14 protein-coding genes and 2 pseudogenes are annotated in these 16,886 nt (G+C 58.7%); 8 read left to right on the forward strand and 8 right to left on the reverse strand.

From position 1 onward, the window contains the following. Positions 1–444 precede the first annotated feature (444 nt). From AC3IT6_RS14990 to AC3IT6_RS15000, 3 genes are all read left to right on the forward strand, one after another. Positions 445–1,389: a chromate resistance protein ChrB domain-containing protein gene (locus tag AC3IT6_RS14990; RefSeq protein ID WP_489350737.1), complete on the forward strand. Its 945-nt coding sequence runs from the start codon at positions 445–447 to the stop codon at positions 1,387–1,389. Next, the gene (gene chrA / locus AC3IT6_RS14995; protein ID WP_489350739.1) at positions 1,382–2,740 is read left to right on the forward strand and encodes a chromate efflux transporter; all 1,359 of its coding nucleotides are present in this window, start codon (positions 1,382–1,384) and stop codon (positions 2,738–2,740) included. Before AC3IT6_RS14990 ends, chrA begins: the two co-directional genes overlap by 8 nt. 83 nt (positions 2,741–2,823) lie before the next feature. Then, the gene (locus AC3IT6_RS15000; protein WP_489350741.1) at positions 2,824–3,276 is read left to right on the forward strand and encodes a chromate resistance protein ChrB domain-containing protein; all 453 of its coding nucleotides are present in this window, start codon (positions 2,824–2,826) and stop codon (positions 3,274–3,276) included. Positions 3,277–3,324: 48 nt separating this feature from the next. Here the strand turns inward: AC3IT6_RS15000 and AC3IT6_RS15005 are convergent, their stop codons facing one another. Then, positions 3,325–3,477 (reverse strand): YHYH domain-containing protein, encoded by a 153-nt coding sequence (locus AC3IT6_RS15005; RefSeq protein ID WP_020797664.1) that lies wholly within the window; start codon positions 3,475–3,477, stop codon positions 3,325–3,327. A 333-nt stretch (positions 3,478–3,810) separates the two neighbouring features. On the opposite strand from AC3IT6_RS15005, the pseudogene AC3IT6_RS15010 reads away from it, so the two are divergent. Next, a pseudogene (locus tag AC3IT6_RS15010) lies at positions 3,811–4,329 on the forward strand (MFS transporter); the annotation flags it as partial. A 78-nt stretch (positions 4,330–4,407) separates the two neighbouring features. Here AC3IT6_RS15010 and AC3IT6_RS15015 read toward each other — a convergent pair. Both AC3IT6_RS15015 and AC3IT6_RS15020 read right to left on the reverse strand, forming a co-directional pair. Beyond that, positions 4,408–4,701: a metal-sensing transcriptional repressor gene (locus AC3IT6_RS15015; RefSeq protein WP_128871858.1), complete on the reverse strand. Its 294-nt coding sequence runs from the start codon at positions 4,699–4,701 to the stop codon at positions 4,408–4,410. A gap of 178 nt (positions 4,702–4,879) precedes the next feature. Continuing rightward, a pseudogene (locus tag AC3IT6_RS15020) lies at positions 4,880–4,981 on the reverse strand (transposase); the annotation flags it as partial. Positions 4,982–5,032: 51 nt separating this feature from the next. Between AC3IT6_RS15020 and AC3IT6_RS15025 the strand changes: the two are divergent. Both AC3IT6_RS15025 and AC3IT6_RS15030 read left to right on the forward strand, forming a co-directional pair. After that, positions 5,033–5,353 (forward strand): isochorismate lyase, encoded by a 321-nt coding sequence (locus tag AC3IT6_RS15025; RefSeq protein ID WP_223542103.1) that lies wholly within the window; start codon positions 5,033–5,035, stop codon positions 5,351–5,353. A gap of 151 nt (positions 5,354–5,504) precedes the next feature. Continuing rightward, positions 5,505–5,993, forward strand: coding sequence for a GNAT family N-acetyltransferase (locus AC3IT6_RS15030; protein WP_489350744.1), 489 nt, complete (start codon positions 5,505–5,507; stop codon positions 5,991–5,993). 164 nt (positions 5,994–6,157) lie between these two features. On the opposite strand, the gene AC3IT6_RS15035 is transcribed toward AC3IT6_RS15030, so the two are convergent. Both AC3IT6_RS15035 and AC3IT6_RS15040 read right to left on the reverse strand, forming a co-directional pair. Beyond that, a complete protein-coding gene (locus tag AC3IT6_RS15035; protein WP_489350746.1) occupies positions 6,158–8,596 on the reverse strand; it encodes a flavin-containing monooxygenase in 2,439 nt (812 codons plus the stop codon). Next, the gene (locus AC3IT6_RS15040; protein WP_489350748.1) at positions 8,583–10,253 is read right to left on the reverse strand and encodes a GMC family oxidoreductase; all 1,671 of its coding nucleotides are present in this window, start codon (positions 10,251–10,253) and stop codon (positions 8,583–8,585) included. Before AC3IT6_RS15040 ends, AC3IT6_RS15035 begins: the two co-directional genes overlap by 14 nt. Positions 10,254–10,476: 223 nt before the next feature. Between AC3IT6_RS15040 and AC3IT6_RS15045 the strand changes: the two genes are divergently transcribed. Then, complete coding sequence (locus AC3IT6_RS15045; RefSeq protein WP_489350750.1) at positions 10,477–11,502, forward strand: AraC family transcriptional regulator; 1,026 nt, start codon at positions 10,477–10,479, stop codon at positions 11,500–11,502. A gap of 252 nt (positions 11,503–11,754) precedes the next feature. After that, positions 11,755–11,958 (forward strand): hypothetical protein, encoded by a 204-nt coding sequence (locus AC3IT6_RS15050; protein WP_489350752.1) that lies wholly within the window; start codon positions 11,755–11,757, stop codon positions 11,956–11,958. Positions 11,959–12,087: 129 nt separating this feature from the next. Here the strand turns inward: AC3IT6_RS15050 and AC3IT6_RS15055 are convergent, their stop codons facing one another. The 3 genes from AC3IT6_RS15055 to speF form a co-directional block, all read right to left on the reverse strand. After that, positions 12,088–12,993, reverse strand: a complete 906-nt coding sequence (locus tag AC3IT6_RS15055; protein WP_489350754.1) for an amino acid ABC transporter substrate-binding protein — start codon at positions 12,991–12,993, stop codon at positions 12,088–12,090. Between the two features lie 48 nt (positions 12,994–13,041). Continuing rightward, the gene (gene potE / locus AC3IT6_RS15060) at positions 13,042–14,382 is read right to left on the reverse strand and encodes a putrescine-ornithine antiporter (protein WP_489350756.1); all 1,341 of its coding nucleotides are present in this window, start codon (positions 14,380–14,382) and stop codon (positions 13,042–13,044) included. A 133-nt stretch (positions 14,383–14,515) separates the two neighbouring features. Then, positions 14,516–16,699, reverse strand: coding sequence for an ornithine decarboxylase SpeF (gene speF / locus AC3IT6_RS15065; protein ID WP_489350758.1), 2,184 nt, complete (start codon positions 16,697–16,699; stop codon positions 14,516–14,518). Between the last annotated feature and the right edge of the window lie 187 nt (positions 16,700–16,886).

The raw sequence follows: 16,886 nt of genomic DNA on the forward strand, positions 1-16,886 counted from the left end.
CCAGACAGGGGCGCGATTCTGTCGAGCATCGCCGTGCATTTCAAATTTATTTGACTGGCCTTCAAGACCCTGCACAGTTGCCGGCTTTTTTCGCGACAGGGCGGCACTCATGCACCGGATTGTAATTCTGGGTAATGCCGGTAGTGGCTACCGCCCAGGTATCGAGGCGGTGCGCCTGGCCATAGGCCCGCAAATTCCTGCGGTGCACTTGCGCCTGTGGGAGCGGGCTTGCTCGCGAAGAGGCCATTACAGGCTAGGCAGCAACTTCGCCGTCACCAGCTCGTTCAGGCAGCGCGAGGCCAACCGCGCGTACAGGCGCTGTTTGCGCCTATCCCAGCGTCGCCATCCATGCTTGCCAAAATCCTCGGTTCTCAAGGACAGCTTTCCAAACATGCAGAACAGAGATAATGTAATACCTATTACAAAATATATTGCGATCTCTACATGAAAAAATGGCTAGCTCTGATTCTAGGTCTCCCCACCGCGAATGCCACCGAACGCATGCGAGCTTGGCGTGCCTTGAAAGCTTCAGGTGCTGCTGTCTTGCGCGATGGCGCCTACCTGTTGCCTGACACCGGTTTCTGTCGTGAAGTGCTGGCGTCTGTAGAGCGTGACATCCTTGCCATCAATGGCACCGCGTTCGTCCTGCCCGTCGTCGATCCTGATGGTGAGCGCTTTGTCGAGTGGTTCGACCGTAGCGATGACTACGGCAAGCTTCGTGCGGAGATCGAAGAATGCCGTGGACAGCTGAATGCTGAAAATGCGCTGGCGACGACCAAACAAATTCGTAAGCTGCGCAAAGCCTACGATCAACTGGTAAGCATCGATTACTTCCCAGGCAAGCCGAAGCAGCAGATCGATTCGGCGTTGCAGGAACTAGAGACGGCGGTCAGTAGAGCCCTGTCGCCGGATGAGCCACACAGCAGCAACCAACCAATAACGGCACTCAATCCTGGCGATTATCAGGGCCGTATCTGGGCAACACGTAAGCGTCCCTGGGTCGACCGGCTGGCGTGTGCCTGGTTAATTCGCCGCTTCATTGACCCCCACGCTCAGATCCTCTGGCTGAACACGCCACAGGACTGCCCGGTAGATGCACTGGGTTTTGACTTCGATGAGGCGACCTTCAGTCATGTCGGCAACCGCGTGACCTTCGAAACCCTGCAAGCCAGCTTTGAACTTCAGGAGCCAGGCCTGAACCGGATTGCCGCACTGGTGCACTACCTCGATATCGGGGGCATTCAGCCGGTGGAGGCTGCTGGCATCGAACGTGTACTGGCTGGGCTGCGCGAAACCATTACCCACGACGACCATCTGCTGGTTGCCGCGAGCGCCATCTTCGACGGCCTGCTCGCCGGGTTTGTAAAAGAGGAACAACCCAATGAGTAAGGTTTTGGCACCAATGGTTGAAGAAGAACTGTCGAGGCCGGAAGCGATCAGTTTTCGTGAAGCGTTCTGGTTCTGGTTGAAGCTCGGCTTCATCAGCTTCGGCGGGCCAGCCGGACAGATCTCGATCATGCACCAGGAACTGGTGGAGCGGCGGCGCTGGATATCCGAGCGCAGATTCCTGCATGCCCTCAACTACTGCATGTTGCTTCCTGGGCCAGAGGCTCAGCAGTTGGCAACCTATATCGGCTGGCTGATGCATCGAACCTGGGGCGGGGTGATTGCTGGCGTGCTGTTTGTGCTGCCCTCTTTGTTCATCCTGATCGCTCTGTCGTGGATGTACATCGCCTTCGGCGAAGTGCCCGTTGTGGCCGGACTCTTCTATGGGATCAAGCCCGCCGTGACTGCCATCGTGGTGCAGGCGGCCCATCGAATCGGCTCTCGGGCGTTGAAGAATAATTGGCTGTGGGCGATAGCGGCGGCGTCATTTACTGCAATCTTCGCGTTCAATGTCCCATTCCCGCTGATCGTGTCGGGTGCAGCTTTAATCGGCTATGTCGGTGGACGTCTGGCGCCCGAGAAGTTCAGAGCTGGCGGCCATAGCGCCGCCAAAAAGTCTTATGGCCCGGCGTTGATCGATGACGACACGCCATCCCCTGAGCATGCCCGATTTAGTTGGTTAAAACTGGTGCCGCTCGCACTGATCGGCGCCGCACTGTGGGCGTTGCCAATGGGGATTTTGACCGCCCTCTTTGGCTGGGAAGGCACCTTGACCCAGATGAGTTGGTTCTTTACCAAGGCCGCATTGCTGACCTTTGGTGGGGCCTACGCTGTACTTCCATATGTCTACCAAGGCGCGGTCGGTCACTATGGCTGGCTAACGCCGACGCAAATGATCGACGGCCTGGCTCTAGGAGAAACCACACCGGGGCCACTGATCATGGTGGTGGCTTTCGTCGGCTTTGTCGGAGCCTATGTCTTGCAAGTATTCGGTGCCGATCAAGTATTTCTGGCGGGAGCTGTGGCCGCCGCCCTGGTGACCTGGTTCACCTTCCTGCCCTCGTTCCTGTTCATCCTTGCGGGTGGCCCGCTGGTAGAGTCGACCCACAACGAACTCAAATTCACCGCACCGCTCACCGCCATTACAGCGGCCGTCGTCGGTGTGATCCTTAATCTGGCGTGTTTCTTCGGCTATCACGTACTTTGGCCGAAAGGCTTCAGCGGCAACCTCGACTGGCCCTCTGCACTGATCGCCATTGCAGCGGCGATTGCCTTGTTCCGCTTCAAGCGGGGTGTCATCCAGGTGCTGATGGCCTGCGCGCTCGTCGGTTTGGCAGTACATCTGCTGCGCTAGACCGCACGAGTGGATTAACAGTCTTTGGCGGGCACTGGGCTCGCCAGATCACCCAGCCTACCGAGCTAGGCAGGAGGTGTTCCATGAGGTGGATTACCCGTGAACGGCCCAAGATTGACCGCATCGCCTGTCCCTGGCTGATCGCTCGCTTTATCGATCCGCAGCCCGAGTTTTTATACGTGCCCAGTGGTGACGTGCTGCGTTTAGCGGCGCAGAAAGACGCTACGCCCTACGACATTCCCGGCGTAGAACTGACTCATGAGGGCGAACTATGCAGCTTCGACGCTTTTCTGAAAAAGTACCAGCTCAGTGAGCCCGCTTTGCAGCAGTTGGCCAAGATCGTCCGTGGAGCTGATACCTCCCGCCTGGATCTGACTCCGCAATCGGCTGGGTTGTACGCCATCTCACTGGGACTGTCGCAGCGATATTCCGATGATCATGAAATGCTTTCGCATGGACTGATCCTGTACGACGCACTCTATGCATGGTGCAAGGAATGCCAAGGTGAATCGCATAACTGGCCTCCACAAATGTGAGAAAGCCAGCTTGCATCAAAGCCCAGCCTCAAGCTGGGCTTTTGCCGTTTAGTGGCAGTGGTAGTCGTTCGTTTTATGGTTGCGATGGCAACCTTTTGAATCAGTACCGCCGCTGTGCGCGAAGGCAGCAACGGACGTAATCGAAAGTAAAGCGGCGATCAAAATGGCGGACAGTTTCATCAGGGCTTGCTCCATGCTCATGTTTTTATATCCGTGAGACCTCCCACGCTTCGCAGCGTATGGCTAATTGCCTTCACTGGGCAAGTGACTTCCTTACCCTCTCCCTGACATTCGATGAACGGCTGAGCGCCTGTTTCTTGAGCTGTCCCTGCCTCTGGTTTAGGATGGCTTTATATCCCCCTAGGGGGGATATAGAACATCTATATACGAGAAACTCGTCGCTCTCTTTTTCGAGTAAAGCTCGACAACCAGATGGGCGTTCGCCTCTTCATGTGAGATTTCTCATGCTGAAAATCCTGGCCAACCGAACCTACCGTCACCTCTTCCTGGCCCAAGTGATTGCACTTGTAGGGACTGGTCTTGCCTCGGCTGTTGAAAGACATCAAAGACCGGACAGCCATGCTGTCTGGCGGAGGAGTCCTGGTCGCAGGCTTGGCAATTGGCATCAACCTGACCACCTACAACTTCCTGTTGCCTCTGTGGATGGTACTCGGCGTGGGCTATTCCCTGGCCCAGACCCCGAGCGGTCGGCTGTTGCGTCGCTCGGCACATGCCGAAGATCGCCCGGCACTGTTTGCCGCCCAATTTGCACTGTCCCATGCCTGCTGGTTGATTACCTACCCACTGGCGGGATGGCTGGGTGCCAACATCAGCCTCACGGCGTCGTTTCTTGGGCTCGCTGTCGTGGCAGGTGGCGCACTGGTGGTCAGTATCGTGATCAGGCGTCCGGCGCATGACCAAGAGTCGATCAAACACACCCATGAGAACCTGCCGGTCGATCACACTCACCTCGACGGGCAGGATGGTGTGGATCACGAACACCCGTACGTGATCGATGATCAGCATCGCCGATGGCCAGATAGACGACCGTAAGTCCCTAAGATTTGCTAAGACTGGTTGGTCAGTCTTCAGACCAGAAACCGTAGCGCTTGTAGCGTGGGCATGGCAGACCTAGAGGTACTTGGTGATCTGCTTGAAGGCTTCCAGTGGTGCGCGCTCACCATTGTTCAACGCCGAGACGGTGTCCTCCAGGCAGTGATCGATGTGATCCTGAATGAGCGTGCGCTTGGCTTGGCACACCGCTTTTTCAACAGCATGCAGCTGCTGGGCGATGTCCACGCACTGACGCCCCTCTTCGATCATGGTGATGATGCCGCGTAAATGGCCGTCCGCCCGTTTGAGACGCTTGATGATCGCTTCGTGACTTTGGTGGGTGTGGGGATGGTTGTGTTCGTGCTCACTCATAATTTGAGTCTTCGCTATTCATGAATAACGCGAATCTTATCCCCCCATGGGGGATGCAAGCAATCCAGTATCCGTCTGCACATGGGTATTAATCTGGGCGATCAATTTCTGGCTACTGCGACAGGCAGCTATGGGTCCAGAGTGTTTAAAGGCGCTCATTGCCTCATCGTCTTGGATCATCGACGTTGCGTTGGGCTTCTCGTTCCAAACGTCGGCTCGACTGAATGCGATTGAGATAGCCGTAGATATAGATCTTTAGCAAGATCGCAAGGTGGTAAGCAGATACTTCTTCCGAAGGCCCACGATTTTTTCAGCAACCGGAGTCACCTACATGGACGTCATCAATCAGTTGCAGCCCGAAGAGTGTGCAGGCATGGAGGATATCCGACGCGAAATCGATGCCCTTGATCAGGTTGTTATCAAGCTGTTGGGCAAGCGTTTTCACTACGTACTGGCTGCCTCGAAGTACAAGACCTCAGTGACTTCGGTGCGTGCTCCGGAGCGTTTCAAGGCCATGTTGGCGACACGACGCGAGTGGGCCGAGGCTGAGGGCCTGAGCCCGGATGCAATCGAGAAGATGTACAGTGACCTGGTGAACCACTTCATTGCAGAAGAGATGAAACACTGGGCGGCTCATCAATCCGACACCTGACTCTAGTGTCCGGACTGTCCGCCATGGGTCGCACGCAGCCCTTCATGTCAGCTGCAATCGGCCATTTGCGGACATACCATTGTTTTCCATCACCCTGCGCAAGCCTTGAGACTCAGCAATAGTACTGATTCATGGAGCTTAGAGACGAGCAATGAAACTGAACCACAGGCCAGTGAAGGCTAGCGACGTTAAAATGATCTGCGGCTTTCCTCAGAACGCTCAAGAGTTGTTTTTCATGTTTCCGAAGGCACGCTTCCCGCTAACGGAAACGCAGTTGATTACCGCGATCTCCCAACGCTTCGACTCTACCGTCGTGGAGATCAATGGGACTGTCGTTGGGTTTGCCAATTTCTATCGAGCTGAACGCAATGGCGTTTGCTGTATCGGCAATGTCATCGTCTCGCCGAGCGCTCGGGGCGAAGGAGTGGCCACGTTTATCGTAGAGACGATGACCGGCTTGGCATTCGAGCGTTACGGAGCCAACGAGGTGCAGATTTCCTGTTTCAACGAAAACACGGCAGGGCTGCTGCTCTACCCCAAGCTTGGGTTTGTACCTTATGCTATTGAGGAGCGACCTTCTTTGGGGAACGGCCGATCGGCCCTCATACACATGACGCGCAGCAGAAGCTCGACCGGTTGAATCCACAGCCAATAACGGTCATTCAAAAGCCGAGCATGGTTAGCGCGTTGCTGTCGGTGCCGGCACTGACATTGAGGCTGAAGTTCAATAGGAACTCCCCACTGAAACGCTGAACAAAAGCCCACCACCCTCCCAGAGGATGGTGGGCTTTTGTGCTTCTGGCTTTACGCCATATCAGGCTTCGTGCGTGCCAGTTGCTCCCGGGCAAATGCGCCGAGGGTCTTCAACGCCTTGGCCGCCGAACGCAGGTAGAAGGCTTGTAACTGGAACACGTGCCAACGTGCGGCATACACTTCCAGGCGGCAATTCACCCCGCTGTCAAGCGCATGCTCGGCCAATCGGGTGGCGTCAGACAACAGCAGCTCATGGTCCCCGACCTGGATCAACATCGGCGGCAGCCCTTGCAGATCCACCTCAAGCGGATTGTCCATCACCTGCGTACCGGCATACCAGCGCAGCCCTTGCTCCAGCCAGCCGCGACGGATCATCGGATCCTGTTCGACCCGCGAGGTCATGGAAGCACCGCTCAGGCTTTCGTCAGCCACTGGCGACATCAGGAGCATGCCGGCGGCGAAATGCGGGTGAAGATCACGCAGCTTGAGCGCCAGAGCCAACACCAGCGCGGCGCCCGCCGAATCACCGGCGAGGAAGATTCGGTCAGCGGCATACCCCTGAGCCCGGAGTGCTTGATAGCAGGCCAGCGCATCGTCCAATGCCGCCGGGCAAGGATGTTCTGGCGCCAGGCGATAATCAGCCACCCACACCGACATCCCCGAGGCCCTGGCCAAGCGACTTGTGATGCTCCAATGCGTACCCGGCGAGCCAAGGCAGAACGCCCCGCCATGCAGGTACAGAATGACCCCGCCGTTTTCACCCTGCTTCGGTGCGACCACTTGCACCGGCACGCCGTTGGCCTGTTGGCGATAACGAATCACGCCGCCAGTGCCAGGCATCAACGTGGACAATAGGCTCACGACCTTTCTCTGCGCTGGCGCAGCCAACCCCGGCCCGATCAGCGAGCGGAACGTGGTGCGCAAAAAAAACCTCAGGAATCCGGCGCTAAATGTTTCCGGCCAGTCGCGGGATTCGCCAACGGTCGTGCCGCCTTCAAACTCGCGTGTGAAGCGGTATGCATGCAACCCGGAAAACCGCGTCAACCAGCGATAGCTCAAGGTGAAACCCGGCCAGTTGGTGCTGTTGTTGCCAGCGTCATCCACATACCAGCTCTTGCAGCCGTTCCACACCGTGTTGGCCAGGCGTTGCTGGATCTGCCCATGGAAGCGCTCATACACGCTTGAGTCGACTTCCACGGTGTTGGCACCGGTGCCCTTCATCGTGCGCCAACAGCGCATGACGTGGGTGATCTGACTTTCCAGCATGTAGACAATCGAATTGTGGCCCAGGTTGGTGTTGGGCCCATACAACATGAAGAAATTGGGGAATTGCGCAACCGTCAGCCCCAGATACGCGCGGGTGCCATCGCGCCAGGCATGGTTAAGGTCCACGCCATTGCGCCCGACGATACGCATCGGCGACAGAAACTCGGTGGCCGCGAACCCGGTGCCGTAGATGATCGCATCGACTTCATGCCGCTGGCCGTCAACGGTTTCAATGCCGCTTTCAGTGATTCGCGCAATGCCGTCGGTCACCAACTCCACGTTGGACCGGCTCATGGTCTTGAGGTATTCGCTGGACAGCAGGATACGCTTGCAGCCGTACGGATAATCCGGGGTCAGCTTGTTGCGCAGTACCGGGTCCGGCACTTGCTCGGACAGCAGTCGACGGAATGGAACGCCCACTGCCCACTTCATCAAGCCCTTGAATCGGGTGAACGCCAGCGCCCGGGATTCGTAGCGCATGTATATCGAAGCGCGGTACGCAGTCATCGTCCAGGGCACGTTACCCAGCAATGATTTTACCCGCTCCGAGTAAGCCCGATCAGGTCGAGGCATCAGGTACGCGGGCGAGCGCTGGAACACTTTCATGTGCCCGACAGTCCCGGCAATCGCCGGCACGAACTGAATGGCCGAAGCACCGGTGCCGACCACCGCCACGCGTTTGCCTGCCAGCGAATAGCTGTGGTCCCAGGTCGCCGAGTGGAACACGTGCCCCTTGAAGGTTTGCATACCCGCCAGTTTCGGGAACGCCGGGCGACTCAACTGACCGGTGCCACTGATCAACAGCGATGCACTCAGGACGCTGCCATCCTGCTGAGTCACGTGCCACAGCGACGTGCGCTCATCAAACTCGGCGGACACCACTTCGGCGCCGAAACGAATGTGCTTGTCCAGTCCGTACTTGTCGGCGCAATGCCGCAGATAAGCGTGAATCTCGGCCTGGGGCGCGAACACCCTGCTCCAGTCCGGGTTCGGCTCAAACGAAAACGAATACAGGTGCGAAGGTACGTCGCACGCGGCGCCGGGGTAACTGTTGTCCCGCCAGACACCGCCGACGTCCTGTTTCTTCTCCAGGATCACAAAGTCCTTCACACCGGCCTTTTGCAAGGCAACGGCCATGCCGATACCGGCAAAACCGCTGCCGATGATGATGGCGCTCAAGGCTGTTGCCGACTGGCGACCGGTTTCAACTTCATGCAACGACATAAGGTGCCCCGTTGTTGTTTTTAGTGGTGGCTGGGGTTTCAGACCGGGCGGACGAACACACCCGCTGAATACCGCGAATAAGGTCAACGGCTTTCTCGGCGATCATGATGGTCGGTGCGTTGGTGTTGCCGCCGATCAGGGTCGGCATCACCGATGCGTCGACGATTCGCAGCCCTTGCAGACCGTGTACGCGAAGTTGCGCGTCGACCACGGCCAGTGGGTCATCGCCCATGCGGCAAGTGCCCACCGGGTGATAAACACTGTCGGTACGACGACGCAGTACGGTGCGGATCTGCTCGTCGGTGTCGACCCCTTCGGTGTACAGATCGCGGGTGATCCAGTTGGCCAGCGCCGGTGCCTGCATCAATCGGCGTGTCAGTCTGAATGCCGCGACCATGTCTTCCAGGTCCTGCGGGTCCTGAAGAAAGGCCGGATCAATCAACGGTGCCGCTTGCGGGTCTTTGCTGGCCAGAGATACGGTTCCGCGACTGCGCGGACGCAACAGGCAAACGTGGCACGACAACCCATGACCCAGGCGCAACTTGCGCGCATGGTCCTCGACCGGGGCGACAACAAAATGCAATTGAATATCCGGTTTATCCAGCCCTTCGCGCGTCTTGAGAAACGCTCCACCCTCGGCAAAATTCGAGGTCAGCATGCCTCGACGTTCCCGGCGGAAACGGCCGGCTTCCTTGAGCATTCTGGTACTGCCGGCGAATGAAACGCCCATGGCATCCAGGCTTGAAGTCTTGTAGACGAAAACGAAATCCGGATGGTCTTGCAGGTTCTGCCCGACACCAGGCAGGTCCTGCAAGAGCGGGATGCCATGGCGTTGCAGTTGTTCTTTCGGCCCCACGCCCGACAACATCAACAGTTGCGGGGTCTGGAAGGCCCCGGCGGCGAGGATGACTTCCCGCTTGGCACGCAGGGTGCGTACCTGACCGTTTTGCAGCACCTCGACAGCCACGGCGCGAGTGCCTTCGAACAGGATCCGTTGCACCTGGGCCCGGGTTTCGACGGTCAGGTTGTTGCGCACCCCCACATACGGCAACAGATATGCGCGCGCCGCACTGTAACGCTCACCGTGCTTTTGCGTGACTTGATAGATGCCAACGCCTTCCTGTTCTTCTCCGTTGAAGTCGTCGTTGAGCGGCAAACCGGTCTCGCGGGCCGCCTGCAGAAAGCGTTGCTGGAATGGATTGTCCGAACGTAAATCGCTGACCCATAACGGCCCGCCCCGCCCGTGCAAGACGTTGTCGATGCGCTCGTTGTGCTCACTGCGACGGAAGTACGGCAAGACATCCTTGAACGCCCAACCGCTATTGCCCAGGGCGGCCCAATGGTCGTAGTCCCATTGATGACCCCGCACGTAGATCATGGCGTTGATCGCTGAGGAACCACCCAGTGCCTTGCCCCGTGGCTGGTAACCCTTGCGCCCTTCCAGCGCCATCTGCGGGACGGTGTCGAAGGCCCAGTTATTCACCGAAGTCGGCACCATTGCCACCATCGCTGCGGGGATATTGACCAGGCTGGACTGCCCGCCACCACCGGCCTCCAGCAAGCAAACACTGACGTCCGGGTCTTCGCTCAGCCGACCGGTCACCACACAACCACCGGAACCGCCGCCCACTACGATGTAATCGAAGGTCCTTTTCATTGTTGTTCTCCCTTGTGCAAGGCAGTGCGAGATTTGCGGGGTTACCCGAAAACACACAATTGCGCCTCCTGGTTTTCGCCAGGTGCTGCAACGGCCTTTTATGGTTGGTTAAACGACGAACCGTGCGTAACGGATGGTGACGGCCATTGATAAAGAACCGAATGCTGGAATGGGACAATTGCTTTATTATTCGGGCCAACCTTTTCGCCACAGGCACATGGGTATGAGCTTTCGGGATTTTCTGCGTGGCCCAGCCAGCGCTTTGTTGCTGGTGCAGTTCGGCGTCGAAAAAGGCTTGGCGGCCAGCGCGATACTGGCGGGCTCGGGGCTGACGGCAGCGCAACTGGCCGACCCGAATCTGGAACTGACTGCCGATCAGGAACTGCGGGTGACCGGCAATCTGTTGCAGTTGCTCGGTCATCCTCCGGGGCTTGGCTTCGAAGTCGGTGCGCGCTATCACTTCTCGACCTATGGCCTGTTTGGTTACGGCCTGATCAGCAGCGCGACCACCGGGGATGCACTAGCCCTGGCACTGAGCTTTTTGCCGCTGACCTACGCATTCACCGCGGTGACCTATGAAGAGCAAGGCAGTGAAGGTGTGCTGACTTTCGCCACGCCCGGGCTGGCACCCGACCTGCGCGATTTTCTGTTGGCCCGGGACATGGCAGCGGGGGCGCTGTTGCTCAAGGAACTGGGGGGCGATGACTTTTCGCTGTCGCGCTTCACGTTACGTGCCGGTCCAGCTCACGAGTGCGATAACGACCGTTTATTGGGGCTGGCGCCTACCTATGCAGCCAGCAGCAACAGCCTGGCCTTTGATCGCTCATTCCTGACGCGCCCCTTGCCACAAGCCAACGCCGTCACAGTGAGCATGTGCGAGCAGATGTGCACACAGTTGATGCAACGGCGAATCGCCCGTTCCGGCATGACGGCGCTGGTCCAGCACTACCTGACCAGTACCGACACCACGCCACCGGACCTTTGCGCCATGGCCCGCCTGATCCACGTCAGCACACGCACCCTCAAGCGCCGCCTGCACGATGAAGGCACCACCTTCCGTGCCTTGCTGGCCGAGGCCCGCAGCCGCAGCGCCATCGAGATGCTCAACGACAAACGCTTGAGCCTCAGCGAGATTGCCGAGCGCCTGGGTTTCAGCGACCTGTCGAGTTTTTCCCAGGCATTCAAGCGCTGGCATGGGGTAGCTCCGAGTAATTTCTCGCTGCGAAACAGTAGCGGTGGCGAGTGCTAGATAACGAACTGGAGTGATCAAGGGATACTCACTCGGTATCGAATGTCCGTTATGAGGTGTGGATTCAACCGGTCGATGCAATAGATCGGCTAAATCGTTCAGCGGGCGTTTCGTAGCTTAGTGTTTTCCAAGGGCCATGTTTACAAAGGAGCAAGCCAGGCTGGCCGCCCCTTCACGGCTTCGTTCACCGGGCTGGCAAACACAACGCTTTTGCTCGCCTGTCACGTTAATAGTCAGGTTGAGGAGAACAGCATGAAATCCCGGATCATTGGGCTGCGAGTGGCCGGCACCGTCTACGCACTGATGGCCTTGGCGCAACTGGGGCGCCTGATTATTCGCCCCGAGGTTCTCATTGATGGGCATCCCATGCCCCTGTGGCCAAGCGAGCTCGCCTTCGTGTTGCTCGCGGTTTTGAGCGTCTGGATGTGGTCGCTCGCACAGTCACGAGCAGGTTGATGTTGATGCAGTGCCGACGGTCGTTCCTGGCTGATCAGCTGGTGCGATCCCTTCATTCAATCTCTGCGTTTATCAAGACACTGCCCATGAAAAAGGCCGCCCGCAGGCGGCCTTTGATTCACGATGGCATCAGGGCAATGCATAGACTCTGAACAGTCTCTTCACGGTAAGGTTGCTCCCGCCCAGATACTGGTCGTAGGCCTTTTCTATGAAACCCGAGTAATAGGCTTCACTCAGGGCCGTATCGACCAGCAGGCGGAAGTCTTCGTCGTTGCGCTCCACGATCATCGCCACCGGCGAGTACTCGAAGATGCGGTCCAGGATCATCAGGTTCTTGTCAGCACCTTCCTTGGCGATTTCGTTGCGCAGCAGCATGCGTTCGGAGAAGAACGCATCGACCTTGCCCTCGGCGACCAGCTTGACGCCTTCGTCGTTGTTGGCCACGGTCACCAGCGAGGCAATCACGTTGAGCAAGCGCATCTGCTCGCGAATCCAGTCTTCGGTCACGCCCCCCTCCAGGGTCGCGTAGGTTTGGTTGGCCAGGCCGTTGTTGATGCTGGCACGCCAGGTCGGGCCGGCATTGGCAACCTTGCCATTGAGCACATTGAGCAAGGGTTCGCCAGCATCGTTGCGAACCACGACCGAGAGGCCGGCGGTGTAGACCGGTATGGAGTAGCTGATCATCTTGCGCCGTTCCAGGGTAGGCGCCGTCGGCGTGCAGAGGATATCAACCTTGCCCTGGCTCACGGCACTGACCTGGTCCGAAACGGTTACGGGCTGATAGTGCACTTGCAGGTCGGGCAGGCCCAATTCGCTCTTGAGTTTGTCAGCGATTTTCAGGCACAGATCGATGGCATATCCGCTGGCCTTGTCGCCGTCCTGTTTGCTGAAAGGGGCCAGGTCAGGCAGGTAGCCCAGGGTAAAGGTGTGGCTGCTGCGCACGCGTTCAAGGGTGTTGGCGCCAGCCGCTAGTGGCAGCGTCGAGAGTGCGAAGGCCAGCAGCAGTCTGGTGGTTGTGGCAAATGGTACGTTCATGTCCGGTTTCCCCGTATGCAGATGTCTGTGCAGTCCTGTTGGCCACGCCTAAGGGTTTGCGACCCTGGCCTGGTTGGCCGCTGGCGCTTCGGTGAAGCGCTTGGCGAGGAATCCATAGAGCAGGTAGCCGACAGCGAGCACCAGGGTGCCGCCCATCACTGCATCCTTGCCGCAGGCATACAGGGCGTACAAGGAGTACGTTATGGCAATCAGCAAGACCACCAGGTTACGCGAGTATATGGCCGACGAGACCCCGGCCTTGTGCATGATCACCAACAGGCCGGTCATCGCCGTTATATAGGGGATCAGGTTGGTGACCGCCGCCAGGCTGACCAGCTTGCTGAACTGGGCGGCGGCATCGGGCGAGATGGTCGACAGGGCCATGAGGGTCTGCAGCACGCCGCAGACAATCATGCCGACGACGGGCGCATTCATCGAGTTGACCTTGCTGAACAGCTTGAGGAACAGGTTCTGGTCAGCCGTCATCTTGGCCGTTTGCGCCAGGGTGAATTGCCAACCCAGCAGCGAGCCGACACAGGCCATGACCGCCAGCGCCATGACGATATTGCCCACCATCGGGCTGAACATCGTGGCGTAGACCAGCGCGAAGGGCGCCGAGGATTTGGCCAGCTCGTCATTGGGAATGATGCCCTGGATGACAGTGGTCGACAGCACATAGACCACGGCGGCCCCCAGGGTGCCGAACAGGCAGGCCAGCGGCACGTTGCGCTTGGGGTCTTCCACGGCATCGGTGGCCTGGGCCGCCGACTCCATGCCCAGGAAGGCCCACAGGGTCAGGGGTATGGCTTTGCCAATGGCTTCGGAGATCGCCACGCTGTGCGGATTCCAGGCGGCGGCCAGCACATCAGGCTTGAACCAGAACCAGCCGATGATGCTCAGGCCCGCGACCGGAATGATCACGCCCCACACCGTGAACGCGCCGATCTTGCCGGTGATGCTAGGGCCACCGAAGTTGGCGAAGGTGGTCAGCCAGATCAGCGTAATCGTACCGACGCACAGCGGAATGGCGCCACTGCTCAGCCAGGGCACGAAGGCGCTCATATAGCCTACTGCCGAAATGGCCACGGCCACGTTGGCGATGGCCAGGGACAGGAAGTACAGGTACGAGCAGAGGAAAAAACCCGACTTCGAATGAGCTTCTTCGGTGTAGGCGGACAAGCCGCCTGAGCGCGAGCAGAAAACGCCACACTGAGCAAAACAGTAGGCGATGGCCATCGAACCGATCGCGGTGAAGATCCATGACAGCAGCGAGACGGCACCCAATTGAGCCATGTTGGTGGGCAACATGATGATGCCCGAGCCCATCATGTTGACCGTTACCAGCGTCGTGAGCCCCATCAGGCCCATTTTCTTGCTTGAATCAGCCATCGCAAACTCCTTGCCTTTTTGCAGGGTTTTGAACCTGGGTCTGGCGCCGTGCAACACGCGGCCGGACAGGGGCTAATGCTTACTGCTTGACCACATGAACCTTGTAGGTTGGGCACTTCTGACCCGTGCAGCATCAGGCCTTGATCACGTACCCATACGCCCGGGTACGTCCGCCGTCCTGCTTCAGGTACACGCCCTGCAACTCCGGCGTGAAACCGGGCAAGCGGTTGATGCCTTCTTCCAGGGCCAGGAAGTACTTGAGCACCGCGCCACCCCAGATCTCCCCCGGCACCACGCACAGCACCCCCGGCGGGTAAGGCAGCGCACCTTCGGCGGCAATGCGCCCGTCAGCCTCCGCCAGCGCGACCAGTTCGACGTTGCCGCGGATGTACTCGATTTGCGCTTGCTGCGGGTTCATGGCCTTTTTCGGGAAGTGCTCCTTGCGGAACATGTCCTTCTGCAACTGCTGCACATTGTGATGGCGATACAGGTCGTGCATTTCCTGGCAGAGCTGGCGAATGGTGTAGTTGCGATAGCGTTCCTGATGCTGCGCGTAGATCGCCGGCAGCACCCGACTCATCGGCGCGTCATCGCTGATGAAGCGCTCGAAACGGGCGATTTGCGCCGCCAGGTGGGTCATCTTCGCCCAGTCTTCGGCCGGGGTGAGCAGGAACAGGATCGAATTGAGGTCGCACTTTTCCGGGACGATGCCGTTCTCGCGCAGGAAGTTGGCCAGGATGCCGGCGTGAATGCCGAAGTCGGTGTAGCTGCCGTCCACCGGGTCGATGCCCGGCGTGGTGAACAGCAACTTGCACGGGTCGATGAAGTACTGCTTCTCGGCGTAGCCGGCAAAGGCGTGCCAGCGGTCCTTGGGATGGAACTCGAAGAAGCGGATGTCGTTGGCGATTTCTTCCGTCGGATAGTCTTCCCACGCGCGCCCTTCAATAGTGTTCGGTACGAACGGGCGGACCATGGTGCAGGCTTCGAGGATCAACTTGCGCGCTTCGATGCCGAACTTCACGCAGTCTTCCCACAGGCGCAGGCCACTGCGGCCCGAGTGAATGCGCGCATTCACATCCAGCGAGGCGAACAGCGGGTAGAACGGGCTGGTGGACGCCTGGGCCATGAACGCGTTGTTGAGCCGGTGATGGTTGCAATAGCGCGCCTGGCCTTTGATGTGGCGGTCTTTCTTGTGCACCTGAGAGGCCTGGGAAAAACCCGCCTGCTGCTTGTGCACCGACTGGGTGACGAAGATGCCCGGGTCGTTCTCGTCGAGGTCGAGCAACAGCGGCGAGCAGTCCTTCATCATCGGGATGAACTGCTCGTAGCCGACCCACGCCGAGTCGAACAGGATGTAGTCACACAGCTTGCCGATGCGGTCGACCACTTGCCGGGCGTTGTAGATGGTGCCGTCATAGGTGCCCAGTTGAATGATCGCCAGGCGGAACGGTCGCGGCAGTTGCGCCTTGTCCGGGGCGACCTCGGCGATCAGTTCGCGCAGGTAGTCTTCTTCGAAACAGTGGGCGTCGATGCCGCCGATGAAGCCGTAAGGGTTGCGCGCGGTTTCCAGATAGACCGGCGTGGCGCCGGCCTGCAACAGCGCGCCCTGGTGGTTGGACTTGTGGTTGTTGCGGTCGAACAGCACCAGGTCGCCGGGGGTCAACAGGGCGTTGGTCACCACCTTGTTCGAGGCCGAGGTGCCGTTGAGCACGAAGTAGGTCTTGTCCGCATTGAACACCTGCGCGGCGTGTTTCTGCGCGAGCAGCGCCGGGCCTTCGTGGATCAGCAGGTCACCGAGCTTGACGTCGGCGTTGCACATGTCGGCGCGAAACAGCGTCTCGCCGAAGAAGTCGAAAAACTGCCGGCCCGCCGGATGCTTGCGAAAGAACTGGCCGCCCTGGTGGCCGGGGCAGGCAAAGGTGGCGTTGGCCGCCTCGGTGTAGTGCTTGAGCGAATCGAAGAACGGCGGCAGCAGGCTTGCTTCGTAGGCCTTGGCGGCGGTCTCCAGTTGGTTGCCGTGGTATTCGGCATTATTGCTGGATAAGTCGAAGACACCATTGACCTGCAAGATGACATCCTGCAGTTGCTTGTAGATCGCCAGGGAGCGATTGCTGCGACCCTGAGAGGCCACCAGGAAGATCGGGATGTCGAAGCCGGTACGCTTGATGGCATCCAGCACCCCGGCGGCCAAGTCGTCAACGCAGAGCACGGCGACGGCGACATCGGTAAAGTCCGTCTGGTCGAACCGGACGATTTCACGGGTATTACGAAAACAATCCCGGACCGCATCGCTGGCAGCGATTTTCAAAGCGTTCATATCCAGAATCTCTCGGTCTGCTTGACGTTGAAGTTCCTGGGACGAACTTCTTCAGAGGCATCATGTCCCGGGTCCGGAGCGATTGCCCTATTGGGTATAGTCCATTTTTACAATTTGTTACCCCTTGCCGAAATTTTATCGGTGAATGAAACACCCCATCGGTTGCCGCCAACCTTTGGGGTGCTGC

This window comes from Pseudomonas sp. KH_017, from assembly GCF_057840285.1.